The organism is Mumia flava, from assembly GCF_002797495.1.
GTDB lineage: Bacteria > Actinomycetota > Actinomycetes > Propionibacteriales > Nocardioidaceae > Mumia > Mumia flava.
Genome location: NZ_PGEZ01000001.1, coordinates 2,475,713 through 2,487,887 on the forward strand (window position 1 = coordinate 2,475,713; position 12,175 = coordinate 2,487,887).

General features: G+C 73.1%; 11 protein-coding genes. 6 read left to right on the forward strand and 5 right to left on the reverse strand.

What is annotated here, in order from left to right:
- Positions 1 to 86: 86 nt before the first annotated feature.
- Positions 87 to 1,292 carry an NADH-quinone oxidoreductase subunit D gene (locus tag CLV56_RS11695; RefSeq protein WP_039339906.1) on the reverse strand — a complete coding sequence of 402 codons (1,206 nt, stop codon included), beginning with the start codon at positions 1,290 to 1,292 and terminating at the stop codon, positions 87 to 89.
- 119 nt (positions 1,293 to 1,411) lie between these two features.
- Here CLV56_RS11695 and CLV56_RS11700 point away from each other — a divergent pair, with 119 nt between their 5' ends.
- Positions 1,412 to 3,046 carry a long-chain fatty acid--CoA ligase gene (locus CLV56_RS11700; protein WP_039339905.1) on the forward strand — a complete coding sequence of 545 codons (1,635 nt, stop codon included), beginning with the start codon at positions 1,412 to 1,414 and terminating at the stop codon, positions 3,044 to 3,046.
- Between the two features lie 85 nt (positions 3,047 to 3,131).
- On the opposite strand, the gene CLV56_RS11705 is transcribed toward CLV56_RS11700, so the two are convergent.
- The 3 genes from CLV56_RS11705 to CLV56_RS11715 all read right to left on the reverse strand — a co-directional run bounded on the left by CLV56_RS11705 (position 3,132) and on the right by CLV56_RS11715 (position 7,342).
- A complete protein-coding gene (locus tag CLV56_RS11705; RefSeq protein ID WP_245857780.1) occupies positions 3,132 to 4,046 on the reverse strand; it encodes an SAM-dependent methyltransferase in 915 nt (304 codons plus the stop codon).
- Positions 4,043 to 5,851, reverse strand: a complete 1,809-nt coding sequence (locus tag CLV56_RS11710; RefSeq protein WP_039339903.1) for a glycosyltransferase — start codon at positions 5,849 to 5,851, stop codon at positions 4,043 to 4,045. Before CLV56_RS11710 ends, CLV56_RS11705 begins: the two co-directional genes overlap by 4 nt.
- A 132-nt stretch (positions 5,852 to 5,983) precedes the next feature.
- Positions 5,984 to 7,342, reverse strand: coding sequence for a lipase family protein (locus CLV56_RS11715; RefSeq protein ID WP_039339901.1), 1,359 nt, complete (start codon positions 7,340 to 7,342; stop codon positions 5,984 to 5,986).
- Positions 7,343 to 7,551: 209 nt separating this feature from the next.
- On the opposite strand from CLV56_RS11715, the gene CLV56_RS11720 reads away from it, so the two are divergent.
- A complete protein-coding gene (locus CLV56_RS11720) occupies positions 7,552 to 7,839 on the forward strand; it encodes a DUF4287 domain-containing protein (protein WP_039339899.1) in 288 nt (95 codons plus the stop codon).
- Between the two features lie 27 nt (positions 7,840 to 7,866).
- Here the strand turns inward: CLV56_RS11720 and CLV56_RS11725 are convergent, their stop codons facing one another.
- Positions 7,867 to 8,970, reverse strand: coding sequence for a mannose-1-phosphate guanylyltransferase (locus CLV56_RS11725; protein WP_039339897.1), 1,104 nt, complete (start codon positions 8,968 to 8,970; stop codon positions 7,867 to 7,869).
- A 164-nt stretch (positions 8,971 to 9,134) separates the two neighbouring features.
- Here CLV56_RS11725 and CLV56_RS11730 point away from each other — a divergent pair, with 164 nt between their 5' ends.
- Genes CLV56_RS11730 through CLV56_RS11745 form a run of 4 tightly spaced genes read left to right on the forward strand, consistent with a single transcriptional unit; the run spans position 9,135 to position 12,121 of the window.
- Entirely contained in the window at positions 9,135 to 10,058 is a 924-nt protein-coding gene (locus CLV56_RS11730; RefSeq protein ID WP_100414861.1) for a Rossmann-like and DUF2520 domain-containing protein, read from the forward strand.
- Complete coding sequence (panC, locus tag CLV56_RS11735; protein ID WP_039339896.1) at positions 10,055 to 10,927, forward strand: pantoate--beta-alanine ligase; 873 nt, start codon at positions 10,055 to 10,057, stop codon at positions 10,925 to 10,927. Before CLV56_RS11730 ends, panC begins: the two co-directional genes overlap by 4 nt.
- On the forward strand, positions 10,927 to 11,337 hold the full coding sequence (gene panD, locus CLV56_RS11740) for an aspartate 1-decarboxylase (RefSeq protein WP_039339894.1): 411 nt from the start codon (positions 10,927 to 10,929) through the stop codon (positions 11,335 to 11,337). The genes panC and panD overlap by 1 nt, the downstream gene beginning before the upstream one ends.
- A gap of 7 nt (positions 11,338 to 11,344) precedes the next feature.
- Positions 11,345 to 12,121, forward strand: a complete 777-nt coding sequence (locus CLV56_RS11745) for a type III pantothenate kinase (protein WP_039339892.1) — start codon at positions 11,345 to 11,347, stop codon at positions 12,119 to 12,121.
- The last annotated feature ends 54 nt before the right edge of the window (positions 12,122 to 12,175 follow it).

Genomic DNA, 12,175 nt, shown 5'->3' on the forward strand with positions numbered 1-12,175 from the left:
GTGGGCGCCCCCGCCCACCCCGGCTCCGAGCGGCGAAGCGCGCGACGACGACGCGACCCGTGGCACCTGCGCCGCGGGTCGCGTCGCTACTTGTCGATGTCGCCGACCACGAAGAACATCGACCCGAGGACCGCGACGAGATCGGCCACCACGCAGCCGCGGACCACCTCCGGCAGCGCGGCGATGTTGTTGAAGGAGGCGGATCGGAGCTTGAGCCGCCACGGAGTCTTCTCGCCGCGCGAGACGAGGTAGTAGCCGTTCAGGCCGAGCGGGTTCTCGGTCCACACGTAGGTGGAGCCCTCCGGCGCCTTCAGGATCTTCGGGAGCCTGACGTTGACCGGTCCCGGTGGCAGCTCGGCCAGCCGCGCGAGGCATGCGTCGGCGAGGTCGAGCGAGACCCGCACCTGCTCGGCGAGGCACGCGAACCGCGCGTAGCTGTCGCCCTCGGTGCGCGTCACCACCCGCAGGGTGTCGGCGAGCTCGCCGTACGCGAGGTACGGCTCGTCGCGCCGCAGGTCGAGGTCGACGCCGGACGCCCGGGCGATCGGCCCCGACACCCCGTACGCGTGGACGAGCGCCGGCGACAGCACACCGACGCCTCTCGTCCGCGCCGCGAAGATCTCGTTGCCGAGGAGCATGTCCTCGATCTGGCCCAGCCGGGACCGTACGGCCGCGACCGCCGACGCGGTGCGTCCCGTCCAGCCCGCGGGGATGTCCTCCTTCAGCCCGCCGACGCGGTTGAACATGTAGTGCATCCGGCCGCCGGAGACCTCCTCCATCACCTCCTGGATCGTCTCCCGCTCGCGGAACGCGTAGAACATCGGCGTGATCGCGCCGAGCTCGAGGGGGTACGAGCCGAGGAACATCAGGTGGTTGAGGACGCGGTTCAGCTCGGCCAGCAGGGTCCGCAGCCAGGTCGCGCGGTCCGGCACCTCGAGGCCGAGCATCCGCTCGACGGCCAGCACGACCCCGAGCTCGGAGGAGAACGCCGACAGCCAGTCGTGCCGGTTCGCGAGCACGACGATCTGGCGGTAGTCGCGCACCTCGAAGAGCTTCTCCACGCCGCGGTGCATGTAGCCCACCACCGGCTCGCAGGCGATGATGCGCTCGCCGTCGAGGGTGAGCTTGAGCCGGAGCACACCGTGCGTGGCCGGGTGCTGCGGCCCGACGTTGAGGACCATGTCCGTCGTCGCGAGGTCGACGCCCCCGCCGCGCTCGTGCGTGAATCCGGCGGCGCCCGCACCGATCCCTACGGTGACGTGCGTGGGGGACCCGGGCTCGCTGGCGGACATGGATGCAGCCTAGCGGCGATGGTGGTGTCCACGGCTCGGACGATCACCCGCGCGCGCCACGCCGGCCGCACCCTGCTCTGCCAGACTTGTGATCCCGGTCACCACTCCTGGAGGTCATCGTGCGCAGCACCATGCAGGACGTCCCGCTCAGCCTGGGTCGCGTCAGGGAGTACGGCACGACGGTCCATGCCGACTCCGAGGTCGTCACCGCGACCGTCGACGGCACCCGCACCGCCTCGTACGCCGAGGTGGGACGGCGCGCGACCCGGCTGGCGAACGCGCTGCGGTCTCTGGGCGTGACCGGTGACGAGCGGGTCGGCACGTTCATGTGGAACAACCAGGAGCACCTCGAGGCCTACCTCGCGGTGCCGTCGATGGGCGCGGTGCTGCACACGATCAACATCCGGCTGTTCCCCGAGCAGGTCACGTACGTCGTGAACCATGCCGAGGACAGGGTCGTGATCGTGGACGCGTCGCTGGTCGTGCCGTTCGCGGCGATCCTGCCGACGTTCGAGACCGTGACGCACGTGCTGGTCGCCGGGCCGGAGACCGCACAGACCGACCTCGCGCCGCTGGAGGCGTCCGGCGTGACGGTCCTGCGGTACGAGGACGTGCTCGAGGACGCTGACGAGACCTTCGACTGGCCCGCCGTCGACGAGCGGGACGCGGCCGCCATGTGCTACACCAGCGGCACCACGGGCAACCCGAAGGGCGTCGTCTACAGCCACCGCTCCGCGTACCTGCACTCGATGGCGGTCGCGATGGGGGACAACGCCGGCCTCGGACCGGCGAGCCGGGTGCTGCCGGTGGTGCCGATGTTCCACGCGAACGCCTGGGGCCTCCCGTACGCCGCGATGCTGGTCGGCGCGAGGCTGGTCATGCCGGACCGGTGGCTGCAGGCCGAGCCGCTGGTCCGGCTGATCGAGCAGACGCGCCCGACGCACGCCGGCGGCGTGCCGACGATCTTCAACGACCTGCTGTCCTACGTCGACGAGCACCCGTGCGACCTGTCGAGCCTCGAGATCGTCCTGTGCGGAGGCTCCGCGGTCCCGCTGTCGTTGCAGCGGGCGCTGTGGGAGCGCCACGGCGTACGGATCCAGCAGGCGTGGGGGATGACGGAGACCTCGCCGGTCGCCACGTCGGGCAAGCCGCCGGCCGGGCTCGACGACGAGGAGGCCTGGCCCTACCGGGCGACGCAGGGCCGCGCGCTCGGCGGCGTGGAGGCGCGGATCGTCGGCGACGACGGTGCCCCGCTGCCGCACGACGGCGAGAGCGTCGGGGAGCTGGAGGTTCGCGGTCCGTGGATCACGGGCTCGTACTACCGCGACGCCGACCCGGAGAAGTTCCACGACGGCTGGCTGCGGACCGGTGACGTCGGTCGGATCGACCCGCTGGGCTTCATCACGCTGACCGACCGCGCGAAGGACGTGATCAAGTCCGGTGGCGAGTGGATCTCCTCGGTCGACCTGGAGAACGCCCTGATGGCGCACCCCGACGTGCTCGAGGCGGCCGTGGTGGGGATCCCCGACGAGCGGTGGCAGGAGCGTCCGCTGGCCACGGTCGTGCTGCGCGAGGGCGCCGAGGTGGACGCGGCCACCCTGCGCGCCTTCTTGTCCGACACGGTCGCGAAGTGGCAGCTGCCGGACGCGTGGGCGTTCATCGAGGCGGTGCCGCGGACCTCGGTGGGCAAGTTCGACAAGAAGGTGCTGCGCCGCCAGTACGCCGACGGGCAGCTGGAGGTCCGCGGCTCCTGACCCCTCCGTCCCCGATTCGTCGACTTGCGGCGCGATCGGGGGCCCCAGATCCGACCGCAACTCGACGAATCGTGGGCGCGGGCGGTCAGGGGTGCTCGGTGAGCACCCACCAGAAGTCGCCGAGCCCGCCCGGAGCGGTGAGCTCGGCGCCCTCCGACGCCCGCTGGAGCGCGTGCAGGTAGCCGACCGGGTCCGTCCGCGCGGACTCCAGCGGCGGGCGCGTGCCGTCGACCCCGAGGTCGCGCAGGACGTCGCGCTGGCGCCGCACCCGCCCGTCGACCGCGTCCGCGAGCGCGTCCACGGCCACGGGCGCCGTCACGTCGCACGTCCCGTCGGGCCGGACGTCCGTCTCCGCGCCGGCGCGGTACGCCCGCAGGCCGCCGAACGCCGGCCGGTCGTCGCGCAGGTGCCCGTAGTCGATCGTCACCGCGACGCCGTGCTCCACCCGCCGTACGGCGTCGCGCCACAGGTCGTCCCGGGTCGATCCGACCTCGGCGCGCTCACCGGCCCGGTCGAGCGGCCACCACCGCGCGAGCCAGGCGAGCGCGTCGGGTCCGACGGGGTCGCCGAGCGTCTCCTCGCCGGTCGCCGGATCCACCAGCACCACTCGTACGGCGCCGTCGGTGTCGCGCTCGACGACCTCGCACGGGACGTCGTCGAGCAGCTCGTTCGCGACCAGCAGCCCCTCGACGCGGTCGGGGAGGACCCCGGCCCAGCCGATCCGGTCCGGCAGGTCCTCCGGACGGCCCCGCAGATCGACACCGTCCAGCGTGAGCTCGTCCCCGGCGATCAGGTCGAGGGCGACCAGCAGCTCACCCGAGCCGGCGCCGAGGTCGACGACGTGGGACAGGCCGTACGAGCGCGCGAGCACGAGCACGGCCTCGGCGAAGCGCACCGACGCGTGCACGGAGGTACGGAAGTGGTCGGCCGGCTGCTCACGGACGAAGAAGCCGTCCGTGCCGTACAGCGCGTCCTGCCAGGCGTCGTGCCAACGGATCACGATCCGACGGCCGCCGCGCCCTCGGGCCCGTCCGGTGGTTCGCCTTCGACCAGCTCGAGCCCGGCGTCGGTGAGGCGCCCGTGCGCGATCACCGAGCGCCACGAGGAGTTGTGCCAGACGGCCGTCACCCGGACCGTGACGGGCTGCGTGCCGAGCTGAGCGGCCAGCTCGTCGACGGCGAGCCGGCCGCGCAGGCGCAGGGTCCGTCGTCCGTCGGGCTCCACGAGCGGGATCGAGACGACCTGGCCGTCGTCGTGGCCGAACACGTCGAGCGTGACCGACGAGCCGTCGGCCGTCGGCGCCGGGCCGGAGCCGGCGAGCGTCAGTCGCGCCCGGTAGCTCCACGTGCCGGCATCCTCGCGCCGGAGCCGGGCGCGCCGCAGCCGAGCCGCACCCAGGCGGGTCCGTCGGGCCTTCTGCGCCTTGACGGTCCGGAACACCTGCGCCCACTCCCGTACGAACGACTCGGGGTCGTGCGCGGCCGCCTTCTGGTAGGCGCCGTCGCTGAGCTTCGCCGCGAGGCTCGGGTCGCGGACCAGGCGGACCATCCGCTCCGCGACCGCCTCGACGTCCTCGTCGTCGACCAGGAACCCGTCGACGCCGTCGGTGATCTGCTCGCGCGGCCCGTAGGTGATGTCGAAGCTGATCACCGGGCAGCCCCGGCTCATCGCCTCGAGCGTGGCCAGCGGGTAGCCCTCGAAGTTGCTCGTCATGAGGTACGCGGTGGCGGTCTGCACGCGATCGCGCGCCGCCGGGTCGTAGCCGTGGAACGTGACGGTCTCGGTCAGGTCGAGCTCACGCACGCGCTTCTCGAGGAACGGGCGCATCGACCCGTCCCCGTACACGTCGAGTCGGATCCCGGGCTCGTCGCGCCGGGCGCGCGCCACCGCGCGCAGGGCGAACGCGACCCGCTTCTGCCGCTCGAGCCGCGTCACCATCACGAACCGCGCGGTCTCGCGCTCGGGCAGCGGGTCCGGCAGCTCGGGGAGGACGACCGGGTTGGCGACGTTGAAGAGGTTCTCGGTGTCGCCGAAGCGGCGCGCGACGTCGGCGCGCTGGCGCGCGGTGAGCAGCACGAGACCGTCCATCTCCGCGACCCGGTCGAGGATGTCGTCGTACCCGTTGCGCAGCTCGGAGTCCCAGCGGTGCGGCGCCTTGGTGTGCGGGTTGTGGAACAGCTCTAGCACGTGGAAGCGCGGGTCCTCGATCCCCAGCAGGGTCGGCATCGAGTAGCGGCTGTCGGTGACGACGAAGACGTCGCCGGACGGGACGAGCTCGGCCAGCCAGTGCCGCAGCAGCCCGGCGCGGTGCCGCCAGCGCTTGACCACCTTCTCGTCGTGGTCGACCAGGCAGTAGCGCTGCCCCTCGGTCGCGGGCCAGCGCAGGAAGACCGACCCGTCGGGCCGGTGGTAGTCCACGACCACGTCGGCGTCGCTGCCGGGCTCCCGGTAGTGCGTCGCGTAGAGGGAGCCGTCGGGGTGGTCGGTCGTGACCGTCTCGTAGCCCGACAGGCGGGGCAGGTCGCTCCGCCCGCTGCCGACGGCGGAGCGGTCGCGGCCGCGGTAGTCCTCGAACAGGTTGACCAGCCGGACCCCGCCGTCGAGGTGGCCCCGCTCGGTCAGGCCGGCGCGGCGGTGCGGGTAGTCGGGGCCGTCGTCGTACGTCGCCACGATGGACGTCGCCCCGGCGATCGTGGCGAGCATCCGGGACCGCATCAGCAGCGCGCCGGTGCGGCCGCCCTTGTCGAGGTTGACCGCCCGAGCGAGCGTGACGTACGTGCCGGCGGGCAGGTCGAGGGAGCTCACGGGGTCAGCCTAGAACAGGGCGGCGGGCCGATCGCCACGATCGTCCCGACGACCACCCGGCGAACGCCACGGCGCCCGTGGCCGGGGTGGGATCCCGGCCACGGGCGCCGTCGGGTCAGGCGGTCGCGCCGGTCACGGCATCAACCGCACGCGCCAGCAGTTGGAGAGGCTCGGCCAGCCCTTGAGCCGGTCGGTCAGCCAGGACAACGCGCTGCCCTGGTCGGCGATCAGCGGCAGGAAGTGGTTCGTCAGCACCACCTTGTCGCCGAGGTTGGGCAGCACGACGGGCTCGTAGGTGACGTTCGCGCCCTTCGCGCACCAGTCGACGGCGAGCTGGCGGGCCTGCGCGTGCGGCACCGAGTCGTCGGCGGTCCCCGTGGCGACCCGCACGGGAACCTGGGGCCGGAGCCGACCGATCTTCTGGTCGTCCACGACGGCCCGGATCTGCGCGTCGGAGTCGACGATCTCGGCCAGCGAGCGTCCGTCCTTCGTCCACGACGACGACTTCTTGAAGCCGTACGACAGCAGCGCGTCGCCGACGCACATGGTCGAGACGTCCTCGAGCGCGGCCTTGCCCTGGGCGTTGACGTAGTCGTCGAGCAGGGGCGCGAGCGACGGCTCGGTCTGCGCCATCCCGTTGATGGTCCAGCCGAGCGCGGCGAACAGGGCGCTCCCGTCGATCCCGTCGATCGTCGAGCGCAGGTCGGCCGGCGGCGCGCCCGCGTACACCCCGGCGAGGTTGAGCTCCGGGGCGTAGGACGGCTGGAGCTCCGCGGCCGATGCCGTGGCGCCGCCGCCCTGGCTGTAGCCGTAGAAGCCGATCCGGGACTTGTCGGTCACCGAGGTGCCGTCCAGGTTGAGCGCGGCGCGTGCCGCGTCGAGCACCGCGTGTCCGCCGTCGACCCGGCTGACGTACGTGTGCAGCCGGTCGGTCGCGCCCAGGCCGACGTAGTCGGTCACGGCGACCGCGACCCCCTTCGCGAGCAGCCGGTAGATCGCGAGGTTCTCGTAGCCGACCGACACGGTGCTCTCGGTGCTGCCGAGCGACAGCGTCAGCGGGTTCTCCAGGGCCAGGGACGCGGCGCACTGATCGCCCTGGCCGAGCGTCCCCGGGGCGAGGACGACGAGCGGGCGCGGCCCCCAGCCGCTCCAGCGCGCTGCCGGCTCGATGTACGCGCCGGTGACCGCGACCGGTTCGTCGTTCGCGTCGGTGGACTTGTACATCAGCCGGGTCGCGGTCCCGGGGAGCGGGCCGTCCAGGCCGGGGAGGCTCAGACCGAGCTTCAGCGGCTCGGAGCGGACGACCGCCCCGTCGGCCGCGGGCAGGCTCGACGGCGGTGTGTAGAAGGTGGGGATGGTGACGCCTCTCGACACCACGGGCTCGTCCGCTGTCGCGGGCGCGGCCTGCAGGCCGAGTCCGGCGACGAGAGCGGCCGCCGCGGCGGCGAGAAGCGGGGTGCGCCGGCGCGCACCCGTGCTCGGTCGGTTCATCGGTTCCCTCCAGTCGGTTGCCGTCCGGCGAGGCCCGTCGGGGAGGACCTGAAGTTACCGGACGGTAACGGCAGAGTAGTGGCCTGGATCACAATGTGACAACCGGTGTCACTCGAAGATGGATGCCGTTGCCACCGATGAGTTCCGACCCTGGCGGCTGTCAGACTGACGAAGGCCGCACGCGGCGGCCGTGCGAGAAGGAGAGTCCGATGTCGTTCCAGGCCTACCTCGACACGATCGAGCGCAAGACCGGAAAGACCCCGCGCGAGCTGCTCGACGAGGCCCACGCCCGTGGGTTCGACGAGACCACGAAGGCCGGTGACGTGGTCACCTGGCTGAAGGACGAGTACGACCTCGGGCGCGGCCACAGCATGGCGCTCTACCACGTGATCAAGAACGGCCCGAAGCTCGACTCCAAGCACGTCGGGTCCTCGGGCACGCACCGCGACGACTCCGACACGCTCTGGCTCGACGGGATCGCGACCAAGCCCAGCTGATCGCTCCCGGCGCGCCCACGGGGTCGTTCAGAGCAGGTCGTCGCGGCCTTCCGACCGCCAGCGGGCGACGACGTCCTTGACCCGCTGCGCGTGCTCGAGGCGTGTCACGAGCAGCGCGTCCGGGGTGTCGACGACGGCGACGTCGTCGACACCGAGGACCGTCACGGTCCGCTCGCCGTCGGCGACCACGAGGCCTGTGGAGTCGATCGCCAGGACGTCCGCGCCGCCGAGCGTGCGCAGGGTCGCGTCGGGTCCGAGCACCTCGGCGAGCGCGGCGACGTCGCCGACGTCGGTCCAGCCGAACGACGCCGGCACCATCGCCACCCCGCCCTCGGCGGCGACCGGCTCGGCGATCGCGTGGTCGATCGCGATCTTCGTCATCGTCGGCCACCACCGCTCCCACGCCTGAGCCTCGCCCGCGGTGCCGCGCGCGTCCGCGATCGCGAGCGCCCCGGCGTGCAGCGCAGGCTGGAGGCGTTGCAGGTGGCCGAGCAGGACGTCGGCACGCACCACGAACATCCCGGCGTTCCACCGGAACCGCCCCGCCGCGACGTACTCCCGGGCCGTCTCGGCGTCCGGCTTCTCCACGAACCGCCGCGCGGCGACGGCGTCGGGGGCGCCGGGCACGTCCAGCGCGTCGCCGGCCTCCACGTAACCGAACGCCGTCGACGGCTCGGTCGGCTCGAGCCCGATCGTCGTGACGTGGCCGGCCCGGGCGACCTCGGCCGCCTGCCGGACGACGTCGCCGAACGCGTCGACGTCCGCGATCAGGTGGTCCGCCGCGAACGAGGCGACCACGGCCTCGGCGTCGGCCCGCAGCGCGATCGCAGCGCCGAGGGCGATCGCCGGCATGGAGTCCCGGCCCGACGGCTCGAGCACGATCCGCTCGGGTGCGAGCGCGGGCAGCTGCGCCGCGACGGCATCACCGTGCCGCCGGCCGGTCACGACCGTGAGCCCGTCACCGTCGACGAGCGGGGCCAGCCGGTCGTAGGTCTGCTGGAGCAGCGAGCGGCCGCTCCCGTCGAGGTCGAGGAGGAACTTCGGGCGGTCCGCCCGCGACAGCGGCCACAGGCGCGTGCCGGCGCCGCCGGCGGGCACGATCGCGTGCAGGGCGGGGATCGGCTGCGGCATCGGCTCCTCCTCGGGTCCGGGGCAGCCTACCGCCGGCACGCTCGCCCGGAGGTGGGTGTGAGGCGCGCCACAGCCACGTTACGTACGGATTGCGCCGACATAGACTGAAGGGGTCCTGCTGTCTGGTACCCCTCCGGGGACTGGAACGAAAGGCACGCTTCACCATGACGTTCCCTCACACCGTCGGTGTGGTCGGCGCGGGCAGGGTCGGCGCTGTGGTCGCCGCCCGGCTCCGGTCCGCCGGCTACGACGTGATCGCCGCGAGCGCCCGCTCGGTCGGGTCGCGGACCCGGGTCGAGACCATGCTCCCCGGCGTCGCCGTCGCGACCCCCGGCCAGGTCGCCGAGCAGTGCGACCTGCTGCTCCTCGCCGTACCCGACGACGCCCTGCCCGGACTCGTCGCCGAGCTCGCGCTCGACGGGCACCTGCACCGCGGCCAGGTGGTCGTGCACACCAGCGGTCGGTACGGCCTCGGTGTGCTCGCCGCCGCCGCCCACGTCGGCGCCCGTCCGGTCGCGATGCACCCGGCGATGACCTTCACCGGGACCGACGTCGACCTCGCCCGTCTCGACGGCTGCGTCTTCGGGCTCACCGCCGACGGGCCGGAGCAGGACCTGGCCGAGCGCCTGGTCGCGGATCTCGGGGGCGTCGCCGTCCGGATCCGCGAGGAGGACCGGACCACGTACCACGCGGCCCTCGCGCACGGCGCCAACCACCTCGTCACACTGGTCACGCAGTCGATGCAGATGCTGCGGCGCGTCGGCGCCGACGACCCCGCGGCCGTCCTGCGCCCGCTGCTGCGCGCTGCGCTGGACAACGCACTCGTCTACGAGGACGCCGCCCTGACCGGTCCGGTCGTCCGTGGCGACGTCGAGACGGTCCGCGGGCACGTGGAGGCGCTCGCCGAGCAGCCGGTCCCGACGCTCGACGCGTACGTCGCGATGGCCCGGGCCACGTCGGCGCACGCGATCGCCGACGGGCGTCTCGACGATCGTCGGGCGAAGGCCATCAGGCGGGTCCTGCGCGAGTCCGAGTGGGACGTGCTCGCCACGCTGGTCGCGGACGAGGACAGCCGGGCGGACGCGTGACCGCGTCGGCGCCGCGCGTCGTCGACGCCGGCGACGCGCTGACGGCCGTCCTCGGTGAGGCCCGTCGCGACGGCCGTACGGTCGCGCTCGTCCCGACGATGGGCGCGCTGCACGACGGTCACCTGGCCCTGGTCCGGGAGGCGCGCAGACGCGCGGACGTGGTCGTGGTGTCGATCTTCGTCAACCCCACCCAGTTCGGTCCCGGTGAGGACCTCGACCGCTATCCGCGCACGTTCGATGCCGACGTGGCCGCGCTGACCGGCCACGCCGACGTCGTCCTGCACCCCGGCGTGGAGCAGATGTATCCCGACGGGCCGCAGACGCCCGGCGTGACCGTGGACCCCGGGCCGCTCGGGTCGGTGCTCGAGGGCTCGGTCCGCCCGACCCACTTCGCCGGCGTCCTCACCGTCGTCGCGAAGCTCTTCGGCCTCGTCCGCCCCGACGTCGCGGTGTTCGGGGAGAAGGACTACCAGCAGCTCGTGCTGATCCGGCAGATGGCCCGCAGGCTCTGCCTGGGCGTCGAGGTCGTCGGGTGCCCGACCGTGCGCGAGCCCGACGGGCTCGCGCTCTCCTCGCGCAACCGCTACCTCGACGCCGAGCAGCGCGGGCTGGCCGCTGCGCTCGCCGAGGCGCTGCGGGCGGCGGACGCGGAGGCCGCCCACGGTGCCTCCGACGCTCTGGCTGCCGCGAAGACCGTGCTCGCAGCCCGGCCCGGCGTCGACGTCGACTACCTCGTCGTCCGCTCGCCCGACCTCGACGACGCCGTCGACGGACGGCCCGCCCGGATCCTGGTCGCCGCCAAGGTCGGCGACACCCGCCTGATCGACAACCTGCCCCTCGACCTGGGCAGCCGCGAGGAGACCCGCTGATGCTCCGCACGATGATGAAGTCGAAGATCCACCGCGCCACCGTCACCCAGGCCGACCTGCACTACGTCGGGTCGATCACCGTCGACGCGGACCTGCTCGACGCGGCCGACATCCTGCCCGGCGAGATGGTCCAGGTCGTCGACATCGACAACGGCGCGCGACTGGAGACGTACACGATCGCGGGCGAGCGGGGCAGCGGCGTGATCGGCATCAACGGCGCCGCCGCCCGTCTGGTCCACCCCGGGGACCTGGTCATCCTGATCGCGTACGCGCAGGTCTCCGATGCCGAGGCCCGGACGCTCGAGCCGCGGGTGGTCTTCGTCGATCGCGAGAACACCGTCACCGGGACCGGCTCGGACCCGGCCGAGGCGATGCCAGGTCTCGTCCGAGGAGACACGCTCGCGCGATGATGCTGCCATGACCGGCCCGTTGCTCTGCCTGGACGTCCGCAACAGCCACACGACCGTGGGGGTGTTCGTCGACGGGGACCTCCGGGCCCGCTGGCGGGTGACGTCCGACGAGCGTCGGACCGCCGACGAGTGGCAGCTCACGCTCGGCGGTCTGCTCGGGCAGCAAGGCGTGGGCCGCGTCGGCGGCGTCGCGATCTCGTGCACGGTGCCGGCGATCCTGCACGAGCTGCGTGTGCTCGTCGAGCGGTGGTACGCCGACGCCTCGGTCGCGATCGTGGAGCCCGGGACGCGCACGGGGGTGTCGATCCTGACCGACAACCCGCGCGAGGTCGGCGCCGACCGGATCGTCAACTCCGCGGCGGCTGCGCAGCTGTACGGCGGCCCGTGCGTCGTCGTCGACTTCGGCACGGCCACCACGTTCGACGTCGTCGACGACCGCGGCCGCTACGTCGGGGGTGCGATCTCGGCGGGGATCGGGATCTCGCTCGAGGCGCTGGCCCGCCGCGGTGCGCAGCTGCGCTCGGTCGAGCTCGTGCGCCCGCGCAGCGTCGTCGCCAAGAACACCGTCGAGGCGATCCAGTCCGGCATGGTGTTCGGCTTCGCGGGCCTGGTCGACGGGATCGTCACCCGGATGGTGGCGTCGCTCGGGCCGGGCGACGTGACCGTGGTCGGCACCGGCGGGTACGCCGAGGTCGTCCGCGACGAGTGCGCGACGATCACGCGCTTCGAGCCGGACCTGACCCTGATCGGCCTGAGCATCGTCGCGGCCCGCAACGCGGCGTAGGTCTCGCGGCGCCACCCGTCGGCGTCGACGGGCCGCTGTCCTGGGGAGACCAGG